15 protein-coding genes and 1 pseudogene are annotated in these 22,212 nt (G+C 67.5%); 10 read left to right on the top strand and 6 right to left on the bottom strand.

The window, feature by feature from the left end; genetic code table 11:
* The first annotated feature begins 105 nt into the window (after positions 1-105).
* Both ACWDRB_RS39170 and ACWDRB_RS39175 read left to right on the top strand, forming a co-directional pair.
* Positions 106-756 (top strand): hypothetical protein, encoded by a 651-nt coding sequence (locus tag ACWDRB_RS39170; RefSeq protein ID WP_449902507.1) that lies wholly within the window; start codon positions 106-108, stop codon positions 754-756.
* Positions 757-1,190: 434 nt separating this feature from the next.
* Positions 1,191-2,576 carry an MFS transporter gene (locus tag ACWDRB_RS39175; protein ID WP_449902509.1) on the top strand — a complete coding sequence of 462 codons (1,386 nt, stop codon included), beginning with the start codon at positions 1,191-1,193 and terminating at the stop codon, positions 2,574-2,576.
* Positions 2,577-2,671: 95 nt separating this feature from the next.
* Here the strand turns inward: ACWDRB_RS39175 and ACWDRB_RS39180 are convergent.
* A pseudogene (locus tag ACWDRB_RS39180) lies at positions 2,672-3,152 on the bottom strand (DDE-type integrase/transposase/recombinase); the annotation flags it as partial.
* Positions 3,153-3,617: 465 nt separating this feature from the next.
* On the opposite strand from ACWDRB_RS39180, the gene ACWDRB_RS39185 reads away from it, so the two are divergent.
* On the top strand, positions 3,618-5,915 hold the full coding sequence (locus ACWDRB_RS39185) for a tetratricopeptide repeat protein (protein WP_449902511.1): 2,298 nt from the start codon (positions 3,618-3,620) through the stop codon (positions 5,913-5,915).
* Here the strand turns inward: ACWDRB_RS39185 and ACWDRB_RS39190 are convergent.
* Positions 5,895-7,127 carry a cytochrome P450 family protein gene (locus ACWDRB_RS39190; RefSeq protein WP_449902513.1) on the bottom strand — a complete coding sequence of 411 codons (1,233 nt, stop codon included), beginning with the start codon at positions 7,125-7,127 and terminating at the stop codon, positions 5,895-5,897. The genes ACWDRB_RS39185 and ACWDRB_RS39190 overlap by 21 nt on opposite strands.
* A gap of 994 nt (positions 7,128-8,121) precedes the next feature.
* Here ACWDRB_RS39190 and ACWDRB_RS39195 point away from each other — a divergent pair.
* Positions 8,122-8,979: an LmbU family transcriptional regulator gene (locus ACWDRB_RS39195; RefSeq protein WP_449902516.1), complete on the top strand. Its 858-nt coding sequence runs from the start codon at positions 8,122-8,124 to the stop codon at positions 8,977-8,979.
* A 437-nt stretch (positions 8,980-9,416) separates the two neighbouring features.
* Here ACWDRB_RS39195 and ACWDRB_RS39200 read toward each other — a convergent pair whose 3' ends face one another.
* Positions 9,417-10,739: a cytochrome P450 gene (locus tag ACWDRB_RS39200; protein WP_449902518.1), complete on the bottom strand. Its 1,323-nt coding sequence runs from the start codon at positions 10,737-10,739 to the stop codon at positions 9,417-9,419.
* Positions 10,740-10,894: 155 nt separating this feature from the next.
* Between ACWDRB_RS39200 and ACWDRB_RS39205 the strand changes: the two genes are divergently transcribed.
* From ACWDRB_RS39205 to ACWDRB_RS39220, 4 genes are all read left to right on the top strand, one after another.
* On the top strand, positions 10,895-12,148 hold the full coding sequence (locus ACWDRB_RS39205; protein ID WP_449902521.1) for a beta-ketoacyl-[acyl-carrier-protein] synthase family protein: 1,254 nt from the start codon (positions 10,895-10,897) through the stop codon (positions 12,146-12,148).
* Positions 12,149-12,236: 88 nt separating this feature from the next.
* Entirely contained in the window at positions 12,237-13,130 is an 894-nt protein-coding gene (locus ACWDRB_RS39210) for a phytanoyl-CoA dioxygenase family protein (RefSeq protein ID WP_449902524.1), read from the top strand.
* On the top strand, positions 13,127-14,842 hold the full coding sequence (locus tag ACWDRB_RS39215; RefSeq protein WP_449902526.1) for a thiamine pyrophosphate-binding protein: 1,716 nt from the start codon (positions 13,127-13,129) through the stop codon (positions 14,840-14,842). The genes ACWDRB_RS39210 and ACWDRB_RS39215 overlap by 4 nt, the downstream gene beginning before the upstream one ends.
* Complete coding sequence (locus ACWDRB_RS39220) at positions 14,839-15,990, top strand: glycoside hydrolase family 5 protein (RefSeq protein WP_449902529.1); 1,152 nt, start codon at positions 14,839-14,841, stop codon at positions 15,988-15,990. Before ACWDRB_RS39215 ends, ACWDRB_RS39220 begins: the two co-directional genes overlap by 4 nt.
* Positions 15,991-16,059: 69 nt before the next feature.
* Here ACWDRB_RS39220 and ACWDRB_RS39225 read toward each other — a convergent pair whose 3' ends face one another.
* The 3 genes from ACWDRB_RS39225 to ACWDRB_RS39235 all read right to left on the bottom strand — a co-directional run bounded on the left by ACWDRB_RS39225 (position 16,060) and on the right by ACWDRB_RS39235 (position 17,939).
* Positions 16,060-16,764 carry a GAP family protein gene (locus tag ACWDRB_RS39225; protein ID WP_449902531.1) on the bottom strand — a complete coding sequence of 235 codons (705 nt, stop codon included), beginning with the start codon at positions 16,762-16,764 and terminating at the stop codon, positions 16,060-16,062.
* A 117-nt stretch (positions 16,765-16,881) separates the two neighbouring features.
* Positions 16,882-17,691: a class I SAM-dependent methyltransferase gene (locus ACWDRB_RS39230; RefSeq protein WP_449902533.1), complete on the bottom strand. Its 810-nt coding sequence runs from the start codon at positions 17,689-17,691 to the stop codon at positions 16,882-16,884.
* Positions 17,692-17,696: 5 nt separating this feature from the next.
* Complete coding sequence (locus ACWDRB_RS39235) at positions 17,697-17,939, bottom strand: acyl carrier protein (RefSeq protein WP_449902536.1); 243 nt, start codon at positions 17,937-17,939, stop codon at positions 17,697-17,699.
* A gap of 326 nt (positions 17,940-18,265) precedes the next feature.
* On the opposite strand from ACWDRB_RS39235, the gene ACWDRB_RS39240 reads away from it, so the two are divergent.
* Entirely contained in the window at positions 18,266-19,495 is a 1,230-nt protein-coding gene (locus ACWDRB_RS39240) for an aldehyde dehydrogenase family protein (protein WP_449902538.1), read from the top strand.
* A gap of 65 nt (positions 19,496-19,560) precedes the next feature.
* Positions 19,561-22,212: a class III lanthionine synthetase LanKC gene (gene lanKC / locus ACWDRB_RS39245; RefSeq protein ID WP_449902540.1), complete on the top strand. Its 2,652-nt coding sequence runs from the start codon at positions 19,561-19,563 to the stop codon at positions 22,210-22,212.

Consider the following 22,212-nt stretch of genomic DNA (forward strand, 5'->3'; position numbering starts at 1 on the left):
TCGAGTTATCTCTTTCAGAATTTGCACCTGATGCCAATGCCGCTCATTTAGCAGCAATAGGGAATTGGTCGGGGTGGGTGAAGAATTAAGCGATATGCCTCCGACGTGCTCCTTGATAAGGCTGGAGATAAAGACACGCTTGCTTGCCGCTGCACGACGGGTACCGGTAGCCTCGGTGAAATTTCCAAGGCTAAAAAGGTGATGGCCGACATCGCGTATCGCGCGCACAGCTTTCCTCGCTGGCTTTATATCGAGCCTTACCTGGGAGCGAAGCGGCTCGACAAGATCCAGGTGCGCGATGTTCGGCTGTGGATCAACAAGCTGTGTGTCACATGTCAGTGCTGCGCCCAGGGAAAGGTAGAAATCCCGCTCGCATTCGACGGTGCAATCGTCGTCGCCTCGATGTCATCCTCTTGGCCAACCGGCACGGCTCCTGACGTGGGTTGCTGGCGTGGGCCATGTCGCTGGTCGGTAGCCTGGCCAGCCTCGAGGCTAACATCGCCGTCGCCAAGCCTGATCGGTCGCATCATTGCGGCCTGGCCGAGCGCCGCTTTGATCGGCAGTTATGAGCTCTTGATGTCCCAGATTCGCCGGGCTTCCGGTCAGGAACCTACTGTCGTGCATGGCGAGGTGGCAGAGGATCGGGAACCTGTCGGGGGCGATGACCGCGATTCTCCAGAGCAGGCAGGTCCTGACGAGTGTTGGCTCTCAACGGGCCGGGCTATCGTTGAGCAGTTCTCGCGGAGTGCTCGGTGAGGGCGCTGTATCAAGCGAATTGGTCTTGAAGGGAAGCTCGCAGGGCGCGATCACTCCACTGCCGGGTGACACAGCCCGCAATCACGAGGCGGCGGAGGGTACCCCGGGCTCGAACTCGGAACCTGCGGATTAGAAGACTGGCGCGGCGGAATCTTGCACGAGTACGTACGCGAGACGTCTTTATGCTACATCCAAATTATCGTCCAGCACTGGAAGTGTCCGGCGAATTGGTTGAGACCCGTTGGGTTGTTCGATAGGGTCCGGTGTAAAGTTGCGCTTGGAGCTGCACGGGGAAATCATCGGGCACCGCAGAGTTGGCCTGATGGCACATTATCGAGAGCCTTCGCTCGGATAGCGCAGCAGGGTGCTCGGACCTTACCGTAGCCATTGCTCCGACAATGAATCCCGCTGCCCTAGATACGGATCCGGAGTCCATGATGAATACCACTGGCCGGATTTCTCCGGCCTCCCTCTTGACGACCCTGATTCTCGCCGTCACGGCTTTCCAGTTCGCCCTCACCATGACCATTCCGGCGCTACCGGCCATCATCGCCGGTCATGGCGGTGACACCGGCGCGATCGGCCTCGCACAGGCTCTGTTCGCATTGGCCGGCGCCCTCGGGACGGTCTTCCTGCCGTTGTCGGACCGGTTCGGCCGTCGCAATTACCTGCTCGCTGCGCTGGTCATGGGTGCGCTCGGCGCGCTGGTATGTGCGCTCGCTGCCGAACCTGGCCTGTTCGCCGTCGGCCGTATCCTGCAGGGCTTCGGAGTGGTCGCCCTACCGTTGTCGAATATTCTCACCCATCAATACCTGCCTCCCGCACGTTTCGGCAGGGCTCTTGGCCTGCTCAGCATGGTCAACCTGGGTGTCAGCGGAGTCGACGCCCTTCTGGCCGGGTGGCTCGCCGACGCCTACGGCCACCGGATCATCTTCTGGATCATGCTTGTCGTCCAGGTCGTGGCCGTGATCACCGTCGCCCGCCTGTTACCCGCCGACACGCCCGACCGCTCCCGCCACCCGGACTGGACCGGCATGATCGTCCTAGCCCTCGCCATTGTGTCGTTGCTGACCGGCATCTCCAACAGCAGCACCTGGGGTTGGGCTTCACTCAGGACGCTCGGCGCGCTCGTCGGCGGGCTGGCCCTGCTCGCTGTCTTCGTCGCGGTCGAAAAGCGCACTGCCCGGCCGATGATCTGGGTAGGTCACCTACGCTCACGTCGTACCTGGCCCCTATTGCTTGTGCCCATTTTCGCGATGGGTGCGTTGTTCGGTCTTACGGTCTTCGTGTTGCCGCTGTACGGACAGAACTCAGAGATCGGCCTTGGCATGTCCGCGCTGGAGTTCGCCGCGTTGGTCAGCGTTCCCTCCTCAGTCGTCAACTGCGTTTGCGCGCCGATCGCGGGCGGCATCGCCCTGAAGGTTGGATGGCGTCGCCTGCTGCTGTTCGGCCTGGTCGGGATGGTCGCTGGAATGATCGTGCTGACCGTTTTCTTGCCGGTGTCGTGGGTCGTGATCATCTGCGCGGCAGGGGTGGGTGCGTCATTTCACGGGTTCGCAGGGACCGCTGCCAATGGCATGGCCGTCCTGCTGTCTCCCAAGGAGAGTTCCTCGTTCCTGCCCGCGATGATGTCGTGCGCGTTCTCCATCGGTGCCGCGTTGGGCGTCTCTGTCTCCGTCTCGGTGCTGACCGACTTGGGCGGCGGGAGTCAGGCTGCTTTCACCGGCGCTGTCGGTGTGCTGGCTGGAATGTCGGTGCTGTCGGTGCTGGCCGGCGCTCTTGTCCCTAACCCCGCGCAGGCGGAGCGGGTCTCCGCGTGAGACGAAGGTGAGACACCGACCTAGGGATGCGCGGTAGTGGGCTGATCGGGCACTCTGCGATGGCAGCAGGTTGTCGTCGAGGGTGAGGTGTGGATGCCGACGGCGCCCATCGATTGACGCACGCCAAGCTCGGCGCAGACCTCGGCGAACTCGGCCGAGGTGTACTGGGCCCCGTGATCGGCGTGGAAGATCTCCCCGTCCAGGCTGCCCTGCGTCGCGGCGGCCGCTCGCAGCGCGTCGCTCACCAGCTCGGTGCGCATGTGGTCGGCGATCGACCAGCATGCGTGCCACCCGCTTTGTGGTCGACCGTGCGGCCCCGGGGGCGCAGTTCGGCGGTGATGCGCGGACTGCCGTAGGTGCCGTCGAACGCGGCGTGGATCTGCTTGATCTCCTCGGCGAGAGCGGCATCGGCCGCGGCCCGCTCCGCCCTGGCCGGCGCCGCGCCTTGCGCCACCGATACAAGCCCCGGATCCGGGCCTTGAGCTGCTTGTTCTCCTCTTCCAGCACGTCGCCGGGCGAATGGCGGGCCACGGGCGTCGAGAGTGGCGGGGCGTAGGCCGACGCTGAGACCGACGCCCCGCCATCTCATGCAGGGGCATCCGTGGAGTTGTCGCATTGACATTCCGGGACTTCCTGCGCTGGCGAATCGCAACCGGCAATAGGTGGGTAGGAGCTACGGGTTTTCGTCACGATGGCGGAACTTATTCGCACAGTTTGGCGGGTGGCGAGCGACAAGCATTGTGGTGTTGACTACTGAAGTAATAAACGATGTCACAGAGGGCTGCTGTTCGGCATCGGAGGGTTCATTGCACGCAGAGCTGTCGCGCCCCGTCAGTGGGGACTCTTGCGGGTGCTCCAGCGCAGGAGCCCTCCCGGAGGAGGCCGGTCAGCGCCTGTGCAAAGAGTCGCACTACATATTGATAGAGCTGCCCACAGAATGTGTCACAGACGAACTTTAGACACGAAGGAGCACGCGCACGGTAGGGTCACCATCGCGCAGGCTGTCGAAACTCTCTTCTGACATTTCCTCAGGAGATCCCCATGCTCGTAACGCCCGGCCAGGTGCCGTCACCGTTTGTGGAGGAGTTACAGCGAATCCTGGTGCGCCGCCGCATGTCCTGGCGAAAGCTGGCCGAGCTGGTCGGCTACGACCCCAGTTGGTTGAGCAAGGTCAAGAACGGTCGGGTCTCGCCATCGGACGACCTGGTGCGCAGGTGTGATGAGGCGTTGGAAGCCGGTGGCGTGTTGATCGCGCTAGGGGCGGCGGAGCAGACCCGTCATCCCGCCCAGCTTCCCGCGCCACCGAGTGGGTTCACGGGCCGTCGCCGTGAGCTGCAGCGCATCCGCGACGCATTGACCCAGCCCGTTGCGGAAGCGGAGTCGATCATCGTGACCATTGACGGTCCGCCCGGTGTCGGCAAGACATCGCTGGCACTGCGGTGCGCGCACGACATACTCCGGCTGGAGCCCGAGCGGTATCCCGATGGCCAGCTGTACGTCAATCTCCGCGGCTTCACTCCCGATCAGAGTCCTCTCGCCTCGGGGCGGGTGCTGGAGGAGTTTCTCCTCGCGTTGGGCGTGCCCGCCCAGGACATCCCGCAGGAGACAGAGCAGCGCGCCCGGCTGTACCGGTCGGCGTTGGCGTCCCGGCAACTGCTGATCCTGCTGGACAACGCGGGAGCCTCCCACCAGGTGGAGCCGCTGCTACCGGGAACGTCAGCCTGTGGGGTGATCATAACCAGCCGCAGGAGACTGACGGCCCTGGCGATGCGCGTGGCGGTGGAGCAGATAGAGCTGGGCCCAATGACCGAAAGCGAGTCGGTCCAGGTACTTCGCCGGGTGATCGGAAAGGCCCGCACCGACACGGCGGCACATGATCTGGCCACCCTGGCGCGCTGGTGTGGCGGGCTGCCGCTGGCGTTGCGGATCGCGGCCGAACGAGTGTCGGCACATCGCTACCACCCTCTCGGTGACCTGATCGAGGAACTGGCCAGCGAAAGGCAACGGCTAGACGCGCTGGCAACTGAGGAGTCCATCGCGGTCCGCACCGCGTTCGCCTGGTCCTATCGAGACCTCGACCCTGACCAGGTGATGCTGTTTCACCAGCTGAGTCTGCATCGTGGCTCGCATATCAGCACTGAGGCTGCGGCCGCGCTGGCCGGGCTGCCGGTGGCGCAGACGCGGCGATTGCTAGGGTCGTTGAGCGCCGTACACCTGCTTGAGCCGGCACCGCGGAGCCGCTATCACTTCCATGACCTGATCCGTGTCTATGCCGCCGAGCGACTGGAGGCCGACAGTACCCCGGCCGACCGCCGCACGGCGGTCCGGCGACTGATCGACTGGTATCTGCACACAACGATGGCCGGGAGCCGGGCGCTGGCCCCCTTCCGGGTGAGCCCACTCGCGCTGGACCCGCCGTCCCCAGGAGTGACGCCGCTACGGTTCGATTCCGATCAGGCCGCTCTGTCCTGGTACGACCTGGAGGCGCCGAACTTCGTGCCGATCATCCGGCTCGCGGTGGACCACCACTTGCACCAGACGGCTTGGCAGATGGCCATCGCGCTGTTCGACTACCTGCGGCTGCTGCGTACCTCAGGCGGCTTGTGGCTGGCGACTTCCACGCTGGCGGTAAAGGCAGCCGCCGCGGCGGAGGATTGCAGAGCTCAGGGCTGGGTCACCACCAGCCTGGCCGAGGCGTACCGATGGTTGCGCCAGTACGAACATTCCCAACGCGAGTTCGAGCAGAGTCTGGTCCTGCAGCGGGCGGCAGGGGATCGCCATGGCCAGGCGTGGGCGGTTGCCGGGCTGGGCTTTTTGGCGATTGATTGCGATCGACTGCAGGACGCACACGACTATGCCCGCCAAGCCTTGGCGCTGTTCGAGGAAGTGGGGGACCGTCATGGTCAAGCCTCGGCGCTGTTCACCTTGGCCGACGCCTACCACGGATGGGAGCGCCACACTGACACCCTGGAGGTGCTGGTGACGTCCCTGAAGATCTTCGAGGAGATCGGGAACCACGATGGGCAGGGACTGGCGCTGGCGAAGATCGCCGACACCTACGCCGCACTCGGTGACCACGAGCGGGCGTTGGCCCATCTGGATCAATCCTTGCAAGCGCGACGCCTGGCGGGTTCGCGCTGGGGCGAGGCAGATGCCCTCGCCCGGCGCGGCCGCACGCTGGAGGCGCAAGGCCGCTTGAAGGAGGCACGAGCGGCCTGGCAGGCGGCGCTGACACTGTATGAGGATGTCGACGACCCTCGCGCCCGGGACATCCGTGCCTACCTCGACGGCAGCGCGGTCACCCCAGGGACCCGCATGCTAGCTCGCCCCGCCTGGTGAAACTGTGGGCGTGAAGGTGACCGGCAGCTCATGCAGGCCGCGCACGATCGAGCTGGGCTGGCGACGCAACTGCTTGACCGGTACGGCCGGCGCCAGATCAGGCAGCCGCTGGACCAGCGCGCCCAGCGCAATGGCCGCCTCCATGCGGCCCAGCGTGGCACCGAGGCAGTGGTGCAGGCCGTATCCGAAGCCCATGTGCGCCCCGGCCTCGGCGCGGGTGATGTCGAAGCGATCCGGGTCGGCGAACCACTCCGGATCGTGGTGGGCCGCGGCCAGAGCGATGACCACCGGCTCACCGGCCGGGATGGTCACCTCGCCGATCGTCACCGGTTCGGTGGCGAATCGCCAGGCCGCCAGCTCCATCGGCCCGTCATATCGCAGCACCTCCTCTACAGCGGTCTCGATCATGTCAGGGCGTTCACGCAGCAATGCCAATTGCTCTGGATGAGCCATCAACGCAAGGACGCCGTTACCGATGAGGCCGGCGGTGTTCTCGTGTCCGGCGATTACCAGCAGAAAGGCCATCGACAGCAGTTCAGTCTCGCTGAGCTTTCCGGCTCGTTCAGCGGCCACCAATTCGCTGAGCACATCATCGCCAGGAGCCGCACGCTTGGTGGCCACCACAGCACGCAGATACTCGCCTGGCGGGGGCGCATCGACCGGCTGTTGGTCACTGGCGCTGGGTTGGAGGGAGACAGCGTTGGAGGTCCACTGCCGGAAATAGCCCTGATCGGCGATAGGGATTCCTAAAATCTCGCACATGACGGTCGTCGGCAACGGGTAGGCCAGTTCGGCGATGAGCTCGGCGTAGCCGCGGCCGGCGAAGGCGTCGATCAAGGTGTGGGTTAGATCCCAGATTCGTCCACGCATCTCTTCGGTGCGCCGTGCAGTGAAGGCGGCCGTCACCAGCCGCCGCAGGCGAGTATGGTCAGGCGGCTCCCGGGTCAGCAGATGTACTCCCAGACCCGCCCCGTCCTCCAAAGGGCGGCCACGATCAGCCTGACGCCAGGCCGGGCCTGCCACCCGGGGATCTCGGCTCAACCGCGGATCCGCTAACGCCATCCGTGCCTCCGCATACCGCAAGACCACCCAGCACCGCACGCCATCGCGCAGATACACCGGACACACTGGACCTCTGTCCCGCAGCCACGCATAGGCAGGGTAGGGGTCACCTTCCACATCCGGGCCCAGCAATTGGTCCTTGATCTTCACCTTGCCCCCTCAACCATCGGCATGACGATCTGTCCACCGGCACGTCTGAATAGCCTAAAGACCGCTAGTCGAGTGAACCATGGTCCAGGGCAACCAGCCCACATCCCACCGCTGGCCTCGAACTCCTGCCCTGGCGCCAGGCGGCCGTACCCAACCACCACAGCGACGAGCGGGCACGGCTGCCCCAAGACCCGTCGCATGAAGAAGAGCTGCACGACCCAGCCCAGCCGGCCTCCCCTTCCCCGACGCCGCCCAGGCCTTGCAGGTCAAACGCCGCCGCACCGACTGGCGGCCCCGCAGGACCACCATCGTCACCCCACTGCCCCCAGTCATCCCGACGACTGCGGCCCTGCCTCGCCGCTGCCCGGGACCTGCTTTCCCAACGTGCACCCGTGGTAACAGGAAGCCACGACCTCATGGCTCTGCGAATTCAATCGATGGGCCCGGACGCCGCGTTTCTTCAGATAGTCAACACATCAACACTTGTGACGCGCCACTCACTATTCGATCATTGGACTGGGCGCAGCAATGAGGGCGGAGCTCGCTTTTGAATAATACTTCTCTCCGTCGGAGTGTGCCGCAACAGGGAGAGATGAAATGGCATGGCGGCGTGGCCGTGGTGCCAGCTCCTGCTGCTTTTGCCCCGGTCTCTCTGTACGTCGAAATACCCTCATCTCCATTGTCGGAGGTGGAGCTTGAAGCAAGCTTTGAGGGGAGCGTCTGGCGGGCTGCGGCGGGCGTTCCCGTTTGCCGGCGCCTGAATAGGAGATACATGGGCGCCGCGGAGTCGCTGCGGTCAGTATTTGTACAAGCCGTCACTTGTTTGCGTACGTTCATTCGCAGACGCACCCTATTGCAGGTCGCATCTATCGCACATCATCGGCGAATGTCGTCTGTCGGCAAGCCGGGCATGGGCCTCATTTAAGGAGGGATTGCGCTGTCAGCTGGTATAGAGAACGAGAGGTCAAACGAAAAGCAAAATAGTCGGCGACGTTTGGGGGTCAGCCCAAAAGCGGTCACTCGACGTGCCGCGCTGATTCTCCCGGACACGCTCAGCGTGGAATCGTGGTCTGAGATCGGTCACGAGATAGCCATCATTTCCGACGCCTCCGCATGGTGGCTCGCCGATTGGCTCATCTACGGGCAACGCAAGTATCCGAATCGATACCGGAAGGCGATCGAGGACACCTCCCTCGACTACCAGACCTTGCGCAACTACGCCTGGGTCGCACGTAGGTTCCCCGTGTCCCGCCGGCGGGACAAGCTCAGCTTCCAGCACCATGCCGAGGTGGCTTCGCTGCCTGAGCACGAGCAGGACCTGTGGCTGGAGCGCGCGCAACGGTTCGGCTGGTCGAAGGCGATGCTACGCCGCGAGGTACGCAGAGCCCGCAACGCGAACGGCGATGCGGACAACGCCGTGAGGGCCCAGGTCTTCAAGTTACAGATCGAACTCAAGCAGCAGGATCTATGGCAGGCGGCGGCCTCCCGAGAGGGGTATCCGCTGGACGAGTGGGTGATGCTGGTGCTCGACCGGGCCGCCGGGGAAATCCTGGCGCCACGTGATGTGACAGCCACTTCGCAGGCAGTCTCGCAGGTCGGAACCTCGCATGATCTCGTACCCCTTTCACAGAACGGCGTCGCGGGTGTTGTACGACCTGGGGCAGAAACGGAACATGGCCGGGCACGTACGGGAGCAGCGCCTGCGCCGGTACCCGCAACGAACAGGTGGGCATCACGAGGACCTTCCTCAGAGACGAACGGACACCCGGCCGCGAACCATCCCGCAGTTGCGGGTGCATCATCCGTGGCGCGAGCCGCAGCGGATGGTCAGGCCGGAGGAGGGCATGAGTAGTCCTGTGCCGGCCATCGACTGGTGATCTTGCTGGAGGGCGTCGTGCCTGGCCAGATCGTCAGCCACGCTGTCTTGCCGGCGGCGCCAGATCACATACGGCCGGGCGAGGACGCGGGTGGCGTGAGGACCGGGCAGGCAAGTCGGCGAGGAGGGAGCGGGGGAGCGTGCGCGGCAGTCGCCGATCTCGGTCAGCAGCGGGGCGATCCTTCATCACCCACAACCGGAACCGGTCGTAGACGGACGACTTGCGGATCCGTACCCGGCGGCGCTCTGTTTCTCGGTTCTGGGACGCAGCGGCCGGTCAGCTCACAGTTCGACCCTGCCGCCGGTCGGTACGTCCGGAGGACCACCGGGCCCTGCAGAACTCGTGCCGAACCTCAGCCGGTCGAGCGAGGAGGATGTGACCCGGTGGCACCTCGGGCGCATCAGTCTCTCGACTACCGACAAGAGGATGGTGCGTCAGTGCGCAAGGGCAGGCGCGTTACACCGCGCATCGATCGCGCCGGCGCCTGGGAGACGGGACCGCACAGCCTCAGATAAGGCAGCCGCTTCACCAACGCGCGGAAGGCGATCTCGCCCTCCAGCCGACCCAGTGGCGCACCCAGGCAGTAGTGGACGCCGCTGGACAATGCAAGGTGTTCGCGGGCGTTAGGGCGGGACAAGATGAAGGTGTCGGGCCGCGGGAAGACCTCGGGGTCGCGGTTGGCGCCGCCCAGGATGAGGCAGATCTGCGCCCCTGCCCGCACCACGCGCCCGTCGATCTCCGTGTCCCGCCTGGCCACCCGCGATGTCAGTTGGACCGGGGAGTCGAAGCGCAGCGCCTCCTCCACTGCGGCGGGGGCGAGTGACGGCTCCGCGCGCAGCTCCGCCCACGGCCCCGGCTGGGTGAGCAGAGCACGCACCCCGTTGCCGATCAGGTTGACCATGGTCTCGAATCCGGCCAGGAACAGCAGCAGGCACGTCGCCTTCACGTCCCTGTCAGACAGTCGGGTGTGATCCCCGGACGGGGACGACTTGTCCACGGCGCTGATCAACCGGCTGATCACGTCATCGCCCGGCGCGCGCCGCCGCGCCGCTATGAGGTCGTCGAAAAACGCGTTGACCTCCAGCAGCGCCTGCCTGGCCCGCACGACGTCCCGCCTTGCGTAGGTGCCGCCGAGCGCGTTGCCCAGCACCGTCCCCCACGTGGCGAACTGGCGGTGCCGCTCGTGGGGGATGCCGAGCAGTTCACAGATGACGAGAATAGGGAACGGCGCGGCGAACCTCTCCATCAAGTCGAACGGCTCGTCGCCCGCCAGCCCGTCGATGAGCCGGTGGGCGATCTCCTCGATGCGCCCCTGGTGCGTCCGCAGCGCGCCCGGTGTGAAGGCGGGCGAGACCAGCCGCCGCAGCCGCGTGTGGGTGGGAGGATCCATCGCGAGGAAGGAGGCCGCGAGCGGCGGCAGGACGCCAGAGGGACGCTCCGGCCAGTTGAAGATGCCGTACGGCTCCTGCGGTCTCGGCTGCGGCCCCTCGACGCAGAAGTCAGGGCTGCGCAGCACCTGTGAGGCGACGGCGTGGGAGGCCGTCACCCATGGGCCCAGGCGGCTGCGGACCAGCGTGCCGCGCCGGCGAATGCGAGCGTAGAAGGGGTATGGGTCCCGCGATCTTGTCCGGTTCGCCGCCCCGGCGAGGGGGTCGCCGAGCACCGACATGACCCGGATCGCCGCGTTGGTTCCGGCCAGGGAGAGCGACAGAGCAAAATCCGCGCGCATTGCCATCCGATGTCCCTCCGTAGTTTTCAGAAGCGATATGACCGGATGATAATCAAGGCAATCGTAATTCGCGCCAGCGGATGGCGTTGCCTTGACATCCGCCATTCCCGATGCTTTTATCCCTCTGGGCGATGGAAATTCAACCTTCAAGAGGTGGATCGATGGAGAGCGCTCAATCGGGTCCGAACAGGGTCGTCGTAACGGGGCGCGGAGCTGTGACCCCACTGGGTCCGAGCTGGGCAGACACTTGGTCCGGGATGATTGCCGGGCGGAGCGGAATTCGCCGGCTCGCCAATTTCGATATCACCGATATTCCGGTTGGCATAGGTGGCGACCTGGTCGGATTCGACCCTGCAGAATACTTGCCCAAACAGCTGACCCGGCGTACTGACAGGACCGTTCACATGGCGCTGGCGGCGACCTTGCAGGCGCTGCGTGAGGCGAAACTCGAGATAACTCCTGAAATGGCGCCGAGGGTCGCGGTCGTGATCGGTACGGCGGGCGGCCCGACCCGGACGGTCATCGACGCCGGCGAGGCGCTGGGCAGCCGCGGCTTCTACGGGATCAGCCCGTACTTCTTTGCCACCAGCAGCGTCGACAGTACGGCGGGAGAGGTGTCGATGCACATCGGCGCCCAGGGCCCCTCGCACTGTATGACCACCGCCTGCGCGACCGGCGCCACCTGCCTGGGCGAGGCGATGCAGCTCATCCGCGGCGGCCGGGCCGACGTGGTGGTGGCGGGCGGCGTGGACCACACGCTCACCCGGCTGGACCTGGCCGCGGCGGCCCGCGCGACTGCCCTGTCGCGCAGGCAGGATCCGCCGGAGGCGGCCAGCCGCCCCTTCGACCGTGGGCGCGACGGCTTCGTGATGAGCGCGGGCGCAGGCGTCCTGGTGCTGGAGAGCGCGGCCCACGCGGCCTCGCGCGGCGCGCACGCGCACGCCGAATTGGCAGGCTACGGCGCCACCACCGACGCCTTCCACCTCACGGCGCCGCAGCCCACGGGCATGATGGTGGAGCGCGCGATGCGCATGGCCCTGGAGGAGGCCGGCGCGCGCCCCGAGGACATCGGATACGTCAACGCGCACGGGACCGGCACCAAGCTCAACGACAGCATCGAGATCGGGGTGATCCGGCGTGTGCTCGGCGAGCATGCCACCCGGATCCCGATCAGCTCAACCAAGAGCATGACCGGGCACATGCTTGGCGCCGCGGGCGCGGTGGAGCTCCTGGCCGCAGTCGAGGCGATGAACACCGGCCTGGTGCCGCCCACGATCAACTGCGACGACCCGGAGGACCCGGAGCTGAACTTCGTTCCCTGGCGGGCCCAGCGACACGACGTCGAGGTGGCGATGAGCAACTCCTTCGGGTTCGGCGGGCACAACGCGGTGCTGGTCGTGCGCCGCCTGCGGTGAGCCGGCCGAGCGCCGCGCGCGAGAGGGGCCCGCACCATGGCAGGGCAAGGAGCCGGAGCAAGAAGAGCGACGATGCAAGGAGATGACGATGACAGCGCAAGCCGCCGAGTCGCCGACCGCGGCCATCCCGCGATTCAGGCGCCCTTTCGACTGGGGGACGATCGATGAGACGGTCCGCGTCCACGGCGCGGTGATCGCGCGGGGGCTGGTCGACCTCAGCCTGGTGAAGAGGTTCAACTCAGAGGTGAGCCATTGGCTGACCGAGCACCCCCGTGAGACGGCGTCGGACACCGGCTCGACACAGTACGATCGGTTCCTTGGGCTGAAGACCATGCGAGTCCAGGGGCTGCCGGCCAAGGTGCCCGCCTCGCACGACCTCATCCTCAACGAGGAGATCGTCGAGTGGGCCCGCAGGATGCTCTCGCCTTGGTGCAACCAGATCCTGCTCAGCGTGGCCGAGCTGATCCGGATCGGCCCCCGTGAGTCGCCGCAGGTGCTGCACCGCGACACCGGTTCCTGGTGGCCGTGGTTGCCCCGTGAGGAGCATCCGCTCAATGTGCACGCCATGGTGGCGATGAGCCCGTTCACCACGGAGACGGGCGCGACGCGCGTGGTGCTGGACAGCAGCCGGTGGCCGCTGGAGCGGAGGCCCAGCCCGTCGCAGGTGCTGCGCGCCGAGATGGAGCCGGGCGACGTGCTGATGTTCCGCGGCGACACCCTGCACGGCGGCGGGGCGAACCGTACCATCGACCGGGTCAGGAGCGGCCTGGGGCTCAGTTACTGCGTCGGCTGGCTGCGCCAGGTGGAGAACTACACGTTGTCGGTGCCGCCGCACGTGGCGCGTGAGCTGCCCGACGACCTGCTGAAGCTGCTCGGCTACGCGACCCATGACGCCACGAGCGTGGCGGGCGGCCTGGTCGGCATGTACGACAACTCCGATCCGCTGATCGCCCTCCGCCAGGGCCGCCTGGCCGCCTCATGAGACTGCCCTGTTGGGACGCGCTGGCCCGCACGCTGGCGGACGCCGGCTGCCGCGCGGTCTTCGGCCTGCCGTCCGACGAGCCGGGCCTGCTCGACGCGGCGGCCCGCCTGCCGGGGCCGACCGTCCACGTAATCAGTGACCAGCGGATCGCCGCCTGCGCCGCGGCGGGCTACGCGATGACCACGCGCTCGCCCGCGGTGCTCGCGCTCACTTCCGGGCCGAGTTTCGCCAACGCCGTGCCCGGACTGCTCGAGGCCGCATCGCTCGGCACACCGATCGTGGCCGTCACCACCCGCGTGCCGGCCGAGCGGTTGGGCAGGGGCGCCTTCCAGCAGCTCGACCAGCGCGGGCTCATCGCCTCTCTCGCTGCCTGGCACCACGTGGTCGAGACGCCTCGGCAGCTCACGTGGGCCGCGCGCCGAGCCGTGGCACGGGCGCTGGACGGCAGGGGCGGCCTGGCGGTCCTGGAGATCGCCGCAGAGGTGGCGGAGTCGGAGGCGGATGTGCCGGACCAGGCGTGGGGACCGGTGCGGGCGGCTGTGTCACGGCCCGACGAGGCCGCGCTCGACGCGGCCGCCGACCTGCTCATCGCGTCCGCACGGCCGGTCATCGTCGCGGGTGGCGGCATGCGCTGGAGCGCCGCCGCGGGCGGCCAGACGCTGGTCCGGCTCGCCGAGGAGCTGGGCGCCCCGGTGTTCACGACCGCAGCCGGGCGCGGGGCCGTGGACGAGCGTCATCCGCGCGCGTTCGGACTGGCGGGCCTGTACACGACGCCGCCGGCCGACCGCCTGTTCGCCGAGGCTGACGTGGCGCTGGTGCTCGGCAGCGCCTTGGAGGAGACCGTCCAGATGGGGTGGCCCGCATTGGAGCGCACCCGTATCGTGCACGTCGATCGCGACCCGTACGCGTTGGGCATGGTGGTCGAGCCGCACGTCGGGCTGGTCGGTGACGCCGGGCTCGCGTGCGGGGAGCTGCTGCGCAGGCTCACCGCCGCGCGGCGCTCGCCACGCGGAGAGTGGCTGGCCGTCCAGGAGCGGGTCGCCCGTGTCCAGCAGGCCTGGGCCGACGCGGGATACGCCGAGTCACCCGTGCGGGCCGCCATCAGGGCCGTTCAGACGCGGCTGGGTCGGCCCTCGGTGATCGTCCAGGAGAACGGCCTGCACGATATGTGGAGCTACCACTATCCGGTGCTGGAGGTGGCCGAGAGCACAGCCGTGGTGTGCCCGGGAGAGCAGACGATGATGGGGTACGGCGTGGCCGCGGCGGCGGGAGCGGCACTGGGCGCGCCGGCAGGTGGTCCAGGAGGTGACACAGCAGGCGGCCCGGTCGTGGTCTTCTGTGGCGATGGCGCGTTGCGGCTGAGCGTGGGCGCGCTGGCTGTGCTCGCCGAGCACGCGCTCGGGGTCGTCCTGGTCGTCTTCGACAACGGCGGTTTCGGCTGGCCCCGCCATCTCCGTGCGAAGCTGGCCGCGCCCGACGAGCTGACCAGATTCGCCCGGCCCTTGTCCATCCCCGACCTGGCGGCCGCATTCGGCGGCTGGGGCTGCGAGGTGGACGGCGAGCGGGACCTGGAGCAGGCGCTGGACCAGGCCGGGAAGCACGCGGCGGCGGGCACGTTCGCGGTGGTGCGGATACCGGCGCCCGACCACGACGTGCCGGCGGGCGTGATCGCGCATGCCGGCGAAGCAGACCTAACGGAGGTGTCCAGTTGAGCAGCACGCCGGCGACCCACGCCGCGCTGCCGCCGTGGCGCGGCTTCAATCTTCACCAGATGTTCGCCCTGGGCGGGCGCTGGCGCGAGCTCATGCCGATGGGGGAGCACCGGGTCCACGAGGACGACTTCCGCTGGCTCAGCGAATGGGGGTTCGACTTCGTCCGGGTGCCGATGTCGTATCTGCTGTTCATCGGCGACAGCAGTCGCCGATCGTTGCCCGAGGAGCGGCTGGCCATCATCGACCAGGTGGTGGAGCTCGGCCGCCGCTACGACGTGCACGTGTCGCTGAATCTCTGGCGGGCGCCGGGGCACACGAACTTGGGGTACCCCTACAACGAGCCGGAGCCTGGCACGTTGTGGACCGAGGACGGGCTCGGCTCGCTGGACCTGTTCGTGCACCTGTGGCGCACCCTGGCCCGGCGCTACCGCGGTATCTCGGCGGATCGGCTCAGCTTCGACCTGGTCAATGAGCCGCCGGCCACGCGTACGCTGCTGAGCGACGCCGACATCATGCGCGTCCACGAAACGGCGGCCCGCGCCGTGCACGAGGAGGATCCCGGGCGGCTCGTCCTGGCCGAGGGCCTGGGCTGGGGCTTCGCACCCGCGTCCGCGCAGTGGTCCAGGGATGCGCGGGTCGCCCAGAGTGTGCACGTCACCCAGCCGCTCGCGCTCACCCATTACCGGTGCGAGCACGTGCCAGAGATGTTTGCCGTCGCTGACGAGGTGCCGAGCTGGCCGCTGGGACCGGCTGCCGCGGACGCCGGAGCAGATGACGCAACGGACGATGGAGGAGATCGGGACCCGTGGGTGGCGGAGCGGCTGGCCGAGCGCGGCGCGGACCGTACCGTGCTGTGGGACCGAGAGCGGCTGGCGCGGTCGCTCAGGCCCTGGTACGACCTGGTGGCTCAGGGGGTCGGCGTGCACGCTGGGGAGATCGGCTCCTACCGGCGCACTCCCCACGCCGTGGCGCTGGCCTACCTGCGGGACGTGGTCGAGGAGTTGGACGAGCACGGGATCGGGTTCGCGCTGTGGAACCTGCGCGGGCCGTTCGGCGTGCTCGACTCCGGGCGTGACGACGTCGCGTATGAGGACTGGCACGGCCATCTGCTGGACCGCGAGATGCTGGACATCCTGCGCAAGAGATAACAACACTGCGGCGCCCGCCCACCCCAGCCGGGTGGGCGGGCGCCGCAGCGTCAACCGAGAACGGGATGCTTAGTCGAAGAGGAACAGGCGGGCGAAGCCGTCCCTGGCGATCAGGAAGCCTACGATGGCCAGGACCCAGCCGAGGAAGGCCACGGAGTGGCGCGACAGATAGTTGCCGATACGCTGTAGCAGGCGCTCCGCCCGCCCGCGTATGACGAGCCGGACCAGCAGCAGGAGCAGAGCGGGAAGAATCATGACCACGTTGTAGAGCGCCAGCGTGGGCACCCACTCCACGGGCGTCAGGTGTTCGGCGGCCATCAGGCCGATGGCGCCCAGGTAGGGGAGCATGGTCACCAGCTCGATCGCGCCGGCCGTCAAGCCGAGGAGGACCATGCCCCAGACGGACTTCTGGGACTGTTCGATCTTCTTGATGGTGTCCGAGGCGTCGCTGCTCTTGCCCATCTTCGCTCGGCGTTTGGGGTCGAAACGGAAGCTGAGCAGGAACATGCCCACGCCGACGACCAGCTCGATCCAGTAGCCGACTGGACTGTCGAGGCGGTCTCCCAGCGTGTCGAGCACCGGGCGGAGCCCGAGCATGAGCCCGACGCCGACCCCGAAGTAGAAGACCACGATCGTGGCCAGGTAGACGAGCACCCTTCCCGTGAAGGGACGCCCGGCTGCGAGCATGAGGAACACCGGGATGAGGAGCGTGCCGATGCTCGTGCTGTCGAGGAGCGCGAGCACGACGAGGCCGAGTAAAAGCGCGACAGTCATTCATCCATTCCTTGCCGAAGCCGATGACAGCGGACGCGACGAAGAGCGTATGTCCGGATCGCGGGAAGCGACTTCGCTCCCGCGACACCGCGACACCGCTCTTCACTCTGTTTCAGGCTATTTTGTTGCCCTAACTGTCGCCATGCTGTCCGCCCACCAATAATTGCAGTCTGGCGGCGGGCGCAGCCCGCGGACGACTCCGACGGTGACGGAGCCGAACAGCTCCAGGAGTCGCCGCTGGTGCGGCCGGCTGAGCGAGTCGATCTCGCCGGTGTAGTACGTGAACACGCCCCCCGGCCGCAAATGGGCCGCCGCGTGCTCGAAGAAGTGCTCGGCGTAGGTGACGCCGCGCAGGACATGGGCGAAGAACTCGGCCTTGGTCGTCGGATAGGTGTCGAAGAGAATGGCGTCGAATTCGCCGAGGTCGGCCATGACGTCCTGCCAATAGCCGCGCACCAGCCTGATGTCCCGGTCGGGGAACCCCGCCCGCCAGCGCAGGAACTCCTCGGCCACCTGGTCGTTCGCCTCGATGATCGTGTGCGAGGCGACGCCCTCCTCCTGAAGGAAACCGGCCGAGATGCCCATGCCGAAGCCCACTTCCAGGACGTGACCGTGGGACTCCGCGGCCTGCCGGGCCAGGGTGCGCATCAGCGGGCGCTCCCAGTCCTGCATCACCTGCTGACGGTCGATGCTGAGCTGAGATCCGTCGTAGTCGGCGCCGGTGTCGTGCCAGTCCGCGCGTAGCGACTGCCGCTCGGACCCCGCGACCAGGTCGGCCGACAACGCGCTGAGATGCGACAAGTCCGCCGCGAACTCGTCGATCGCCCGCCGCAGCAGCCAGGTCCGCTGCTCCCGTCGCGGCGGGCGCATGAAGTCCCCCGCCTTCGGCACGACCTGGACGTCGAAGTCGTCGAACCTGCGCAGCATCGATGTCACCGGCGCTGGACGTAGTCGAGGAAGTCCTGGACCGTCTTGATATCGGCCAGCGCCTCATCCGGGATCTCGACCCCGGTGCTGTCTTGGGTGGCGAAACACACTTCGACCATGGCGAGCGAGTCGAGGCCGAGGTCCTCCGTGAAGGACTTCTCCGGCCGAACCTCGGAGGCCGCCACGCCGGCCACCTCCTCGACGCACTCTGCCAGGATCGACAGGTATTCCTGTTGGGTCATTGTCATGAAAAACTCCGTTTCCGTGTCCCGCCATTGAAGCGGACAAGACAGAAGTGCGGGCGCCCACCCGAATATGGCAATTCTGTGGCCGCAATCTGCATCCTTGTCAACATTTCCAATCGATTATCTGAAAAAGCTCCACGGGGTTGCCAATCGGGTGCTCGGTGGCTTTTGCTGAGAAGCCGCGCTTGTTCGTCGGCGAGAGCGCCGATGCGAAGCAACCCTGCTCCGGAACCGGTCGGTGCCTGCGGCTCTCGTGGAAGGCACGCTCGCCGATTGTCCCGCCGGCGGGACGGACAACCCCTCGAAATCAGCCTGCGGAGAGGCAGCTCATGCCCATTGGACTGATCAAGCAAAGACGGGCGGATGCCCTGGTGACGGAGCGGCTGCCGCTGCTCGACGCGGTCAGAAGAACCCTGGAGGAGCATCCGGAGCCGGTGCTGGACGTGCTGACGCGAATCTCTCCGTACAAGGCCGCCGTGTTGGAGCTCCGCTCGGCGATCGAGACCTTGGCGGGCGCCGCCGAGGAGGTGCGCGCGCACCGGCCCAGGCAGCTGGGGCTGCTGACCGTGTTCATGCCGTCGAATGTGCTGCTGTACTCGTACGTGCTCTACCTGCTGCTTCCCTCCCTCTACACCGAGCGGGTCGTGGTCCGCCCCGCGAGTGTGGTGCGCGAGCCGTTCCGCGACCTGCACGAGCTGCTGGCGGCAGCGCACCAGCTGCCGATCGAGTTGTCGGGCGCCAGCCAGCGGGAGTTCGTCCAGGTGCCGGTGGCCGCCGCCGACTTGGTGGTGTTCACCGGGGCCTACCGCAACGCCGAGCAGGTGCGGGCCTGTCTACGGCCGGAGCAGCTCATGCTCTTCTTCGGCCAGGGCATCAACCCGTTCGTCGTGGGCGAGCATGCGGACCTACAGCGGGCGGCCGAGGACGCGATCAGAATCCGTCTCCTCAACTCCGGGCAGGATTGCTTCGCCCCCGACGTGTTCCTGGTTCACCAGGCCGTGCGCGACGGCTTCGTGGCCGAGCTCAGCGCCCGGCTGGCCTCGCTCAAGTGCGGCGACTACGTCGACCCACAGGCCGACTACGGCCCTCTGTACTACGACTCGGCGTTGCAGCACATCGCCGAGTACCTGCGCCGCAACCAGGAGAGGATCGTCCACGGCGGCCGGGTGGACTTCCGGACCGGCGTTGTCGAACCGACCGTCATCCTGGGAACGATGAAGGGCAGGCCCGCGGTCAGTGAGCTGTTCGCCCCGGTGTTCAACGTGGTCAGCTATTCGGCTCCGGAGCAGCTGCGCGACTGCCTGACCTCGCCGTACTTCGAGGAGCGCGCGATGGGCGCCATGGTCTACGGCGCCGGGACCGAGGTGACCGAACTGCTCGCCGCCAAGCACACCGTCGCCGTGGAATGCACGCTGCTGGACGTGGAGCACGGCAACCGCCCCTTCGGCGGGCGCGGGGCGATGGCGAATTACGCCGCGCTGCACAGGAAACTCCACGCCGAACCCCTTCTCATTTCCAAAGCGGTCGGGGATTACCTGGGCCACGCCGGCCGACCCTGATAGACCGATCCCCACCAGGCCGGACCGGCCGGCGCCGGGTCCGTGAACTCGCCGGAGCACATGCCGTGATCAGGAATCAGCTTTATACGTTCGTCGACCCCATCTGGTACGAGTTGCCCCGCTGGCCCCCTGGCGAGGAAACGTTCGAGATCGCACGCAGGAAGACGCCGCCCGGCTGGCGGCGCGTCGACGGGGACCTGTGGCTCGAGTTTCACCCGCTCGACCGCCCGATGCCTGAGCAGGGCTGGAAGGTGCACGTCTCGGCCTGCCGCGACAACGCCGAGCGGGTGCTACGCGAGGTGTGGGCATACTGCGTGCCCCGGCGGATCGCGTTCAAGACGCTGCCCGACCGGCGCACGATGTTCGCGCTCAACTCCAAGCAGGCGCCCCGGCAGTCGAGTGGCAAGCTGGCTACCCTCTACCCGGTCGGCGTGACGGAGCTGCAGAAACTGCTGGAGGAGCTGTCCGAGGTGCTCGCCGGGGAGCCGGGGCCGTACATCCTCAGCGACCTGCGCTGGGGGGACGGGCCGCTCTACGTGCGCTACGGCGCCTTCACCCGCAGGCACTGCCTGACCGCCGACGGCGAGTTGGCCGAGGCGCTGGCCCGGCCTGACGGCCTGCTGGTGCCCGACAGGCGCCAGCCGTCCTTTGTGCTGCCACCGTGGGTCGAGGTGCCGCCGTTCCTGGCCGGGCACCTGGCCACGCGGCGCGCGGCGGCCGAGGACTTCCCGTACCGGGTGGAGAAGGCACTGCACTTCTCCAACGGCGGCGGCATCTACCGCGGCATCCGCGAGTCCGACGGGTTACGGGTCGTGCTCAAGGAGGCCAGGCCGTATGCGGGCTGGGATGACGACGGACGCGACGCGGTCGCACGGCTGCGCCACGAGGCGTGGGCGCTGGAGCGGCTGGCCGGTATCCCGGGCATCCCGCGCCTGCACGACCGGTTCACCACCGCCGGGCACGAGTTCCTGGCCATGGACAACGTGCCGGGAACGGCCCTCTACACCTGGATGGCACTGCGCTACCCCTACATCAATCCAGAGCCCGACGACGACGACCTCGACCGCTACCGCGACGAGGCCATGGCCGTGCTGGGCCGCATCGAGGAGCTGGTGGCCACCGTGCACGATGCGGGCTTGGTCTACGGCGACCTGCACCCCTACAACGTGATGGTCGACGAGGACGGGCGAGTAGGGCTCGTCGACTTCGAGCTGGCGGCCGACGCCTCCGACGCCGGCTACCGGCCCCCGCTGGGCTTCCCCGGCTTCGCCCCAGTGCGCCCCAAGACAGGGCTGGCCGTGGACCGGCACGCTCTGGCGATCCTGCGCAGCTGGCTGTTCATGCCGATCACGTTCATGCTGGCGATCCGCCCCAACAAGATCACGACGTACATGGCGCGGGCCGAGGAACGCTTCCGGCTGCCTGCCGGGTACGGCGAGCAGATCACGCGCGAGCTGGCCGCCACCGAGAACGATCACGAGGAGCCGTCGTGGGCGCACCGCAAGCGGGAGGAGGTCTACAGCGTCCCGCTGGAGGTCTCGCTCGATGTGGACAACCCCGACTGGCCCGCGATCCGCCGCTCCATGGCCGACGCGATCGAGCTGAGCGCCACGCCCGGCAGACGGGACCGGCTCTTCCCTGGCGACGTCGAGCAGTTCGTGCATGACGGGCCCAATTTCGCCTACGGCGCCGCCGGGACCCTGTGGGCGCTGTCGGCTGCGGCCGGACGCAGGGTGCCGCGTCTGGAGGAGTGGCTGCTCGACGCCGTGGCGCGCGGACTGCCCGGCCGTCCCGGGTTCTGGGACGGCATGCACGGCATCGCTTACGTGCTGGACCATCTTGGCCACCGCGGCACCGCCCTGGAACTCCTGGAGCGGGCTCTGCCGCTGACCGGCTCCGTCCACAGCGCCGCCTGGTTCAACGGATTGGCCGGGATCGGGCTCAACCTTCTGCGCTTCGCCGACGCCACCGGCGACGCCGCGTTGGCGGACCAGGCGGGCGAGGTCGCCGACCGGCTCCATCGAGCACTGGAGCGGGGTGAGCTGCAGGGCGTGGACATGCCGGCCCACCTGGCCGGCACCGCTGCCGCCGGGCTGGCGCAGGAACCCGACGCGGGGCTGCTGCGCGGCTGGTCGGGCGTGGCACTGTTCTTCGTGCGGCTGTACGAGCGGTCGGGTGACCCGGTGCATCTCGACGCGGCGGTCCGGGCGATCCATCGCGACCTGACGCTGTGTCACGTGCGCGACGACGGCACACTGCAGGTGGACGGCGGAACGCGGTCGATGCCGTACGTGGAGAATGGCAGCGCCGGGATCGCGCTTGCCGCCAATCAAGTGCTGCGCCACCGCGAGGACGAGTTGATCGCCGACCGGCTGCCGTCGCTTCTGCGCGCCTGCTGGTCGGAGCACGTGGTGGAACCGCCCCTGTTCCGCGGCCGGGCCGGCCTGGCCGCGGCGCTGGCCAGGGTGCCAGGCACGCACCCGCGCTCGCTGGAGGTATCGCGACGGCACCTGCGCCTGCTGGGCTGGCACGCCCTGTCCTTCCACGGGCACCTGGCCTTCCCGCGTTACTTCCGGCTGGCGATGGACCTGGCTCACGGCACCGCGGGGGTGCTGCTCTGCGTCTCCGCGGCCACCGATCCGAACGCGCCTTTCCTGCCCTTCCTTGAGGGGAGCGCGACAACGACGTACGAAACCACCGATGCCGGAGGGAGGTGA

The sequence above is a fragment of the Nonomuraea sp. NPDC003707 genome (assembly GCF_053587055.1).